2 protein-coding genes are annotated in these 2494 nt (G+C 61.1%); both read left to right on the top strand.

Features of this window, described 5'->3' with window-relative positions; translation table 11 throughout:
* Positions 1-115 precede the first annotated feature (115 nt).
* Positions 116-1615: an IS21 family transposase gene (gene istA, locus OK142_RS25115; protein WP_052821263.1), complete on the top strand. Its 1500-nt coding sequence runs from the start codon at positions 116-118 to the stop codon at positions 1613-1615.
* Between the two features lies 1 nt (position 1616).
* Complete coding sequence (gene istB, locus OK142_RS25110) at positions 1617-2351, top strand: IS21-like element helper ATPase IstB (protein WP_003501246.1); 735 nt, start codon at positions 1617-1619, stop codon at positions 2349-2351.
* The last annotated feature ends 143 nt before the right edge of the window (positions 2352-2494 follow it).

Genomic DNA, 2494 nt, shown 5'->3' with positions numbered 1-2494 from the left:
TGTGATTAGGCATGGAATAAGGACCCCGCACATGGGGTGATCGGCGTCCAAACGGGACCCCCATTTGCAATGGGGTTACAACAGCCTCCGGTTTCATCGGAGGCTTTTTGTTCGGATGCTTATTGTGGAAACAATTCTGAAGATACGGCGGCTAGCCCATGTTCAGGGCAAGTCGATCAAGGCGATCTGCCGGGAGTTGGGCATATCGCGGAAAGTGGTGCGGAAGGTTTTGCGCACCGATGAGACGGAGTTCAAATACGAACGGACCCGTCAACCTCAGCCGAAGCTCGGCCCCTGGCGCGGTCAGCTCGATGGAATGCTCCTCGCCAATGAGGCCAAATCTTCTCGCGAACGGCTGACACTGATCCGGATATTCGAGGACTTGCGCGACCTCGGCTACGAGGGCGGTTACGACACAGTCCGGCGTTACGCCCGAACATGGGCGAAGGAGCGCGGGTCCGTGACGGCGCAAGCCTATGTGCCGCTCTATTACGCGCCGGGCGAGGCCTACCAGTTCGACTGGAGCCACGAGATTGTCGTGCTGAACGGCGTGACGACGACGGTGAAGGTTGCGCATATCCGGCTCTGCCACAGCCGGATGATGTATGTGAGAGCCTATCCGCGCGAGACGCAAGAGATGGTCTTCGACGCCCATGACAGGGCGTTCGCTTTCTTCGGCGGGGCCTGCACGCGCGGCATCTATGATAATATGAAGACCGCGGTGGAGACGGTCTTCGTCGGCAAGGAACGGCAATACAATCGCCGCTTCCTACAGATGTGCAGCCATTACCTGATCGAACCGGTGGCCTGCACGCCGGCGTCGGGGTGGGAGAAGGGCCAGGTCGAGAACCAGGTCAATCTGGTGCGCGAACGCTTCTTCACGCCGCGACTGCGCTTCAAATCCTACGATGAACTGAATGGCTGGTTGCTGGACAAGTGCATCAGTTACGCCCGCGCTCATAAGCACGTCGATCAGACGGAGCGCACGATCTGGGAGGTGTTCGATGCGGAGCGGCCGCACCTGGTCGGCTATCCCGGCAAATTCGACGGCTTCCACGCTGTGCAGGCCTCGATCGGCAAGACCTGCCTCGTGCGTTTCGACAACAACAAATACTCGGTACTGTCTACGGCAGTCGGCCGCCCTGCCGAGATACATGCCTATGCAGATCGCATCGTCATCCGGCAGGATGGCGTGGAAATCGGCCAACACGATCGCTGCTTCGGCCGTGGCGAGACGATCTATAATCCCTGGCATTACGTGCCGGTCCTGACCCGCAAACCGGGAGCACTGCGCAACGGTGCGCCGTTCCACGACTGGGTTTTGCCCGCCGCCATGGAGAAGGTGCGCCGCCGGCTGAAGGCAATGCATGACGGCGACCGGCAGATGGTGTCGATCCTCGAATGCGTGGGCCTGGACGGGCTCCCCGCCGTCGAAGCGGCCTGCCAGGAGGCGATCGATCAGGGCGTGTTCTCGGCCGCCGTCATCATCAACATTCTGGCCCGCAAGCGTGATCCGCAGCCGGCCGCCATCCTTTCCATCCCCGATGCGCTTCGCCTGACCCATGAGCCTCTGGCCGACTGCGCCCGTTACGACAGCCTGAGGAGGGCAAGCTGATATGGAACGATCCCAAATCCTCGACATGATGGGCACGCTGAAGCTGTTCGGCATGCGTAGCGCCTATGACGAGATCATGGCCTCCGGCATCAAGCGACAGCACGAACCGCCGCGCATCGTCGGTGACCTGCTTCAGTCGGAGATCGCCGAGAAGCAAGCGCGCTCCATCAAATACCAAATCACCGTCGCCAAGCTGCCGCTGGCCAAGGACATCGACGACTTCGACTTCACCGACACGCCGGTCAACGAAGGCCTGGTGCGCCAACTCGCAACCGGGGCCTTCCTCGCCGAGCAGCACAATATCGTTCTGGTCGGCGGAACCGGCACGGGAAAGTCTCACCTGTCCATCGCCCTTGCTCGTGCTCTGATCCGCAATGGCGCACGCGGCCGCTTCTTCAACGTCGTCGACCTCGTCAATCGGCTCGAGACGGAGGCACGTAGCGGCAAACAGGGACGGCTGGCCGACTTCATCACCAGGCTCGACTTCGTCATCATGGACGAACTGGGCTATCTCCCATTTGCCCAGGCGGGCGGCCAGCTCCTCTTCCACCTCATCAGCAGGCTCTACGAGCGGACGTCCATCATCGTCACGACGAACCTGGCCTTCGGCGAGTGGCCGGCCGTATTCGGCGACGCCAAGATGACCGCCGCTCTGCTCGACAGGCTCACCCACCATTGCGAGATCGTGGAAACCGGGAACGAATCCTGGCGCTTTAAAAACCGCTCTCAAAGCTAAAGCCGAAAAGACAAATAACCCGCGCCCGCAGGCCCTTGCGCTAAATGGAGAGCCCCGGGCCTACGCGCGCTGACCCGATGCAACTAGAGGCAGGGGTCCCTTTTGGGAGCCGATAAGGGGTCCCGTTACGACGCCGATTGACA

It is taken from the genome of Agrobacterium sp. BT-220-3, from assembly GCF_025910175.1.
Taxonomy (GTDB): domain Bacteria; phylum Pseudomonadota; class Alphaproteobacteria; order Rhizobiales; family Rhizobiaceae; genus Agrobacterium; species Agrobacterium oryzihabitans.
Note: the sequence above shows the minus strand (reverse complement) of the source record. Positions and strands in the feature narration are given on the sequence as shown.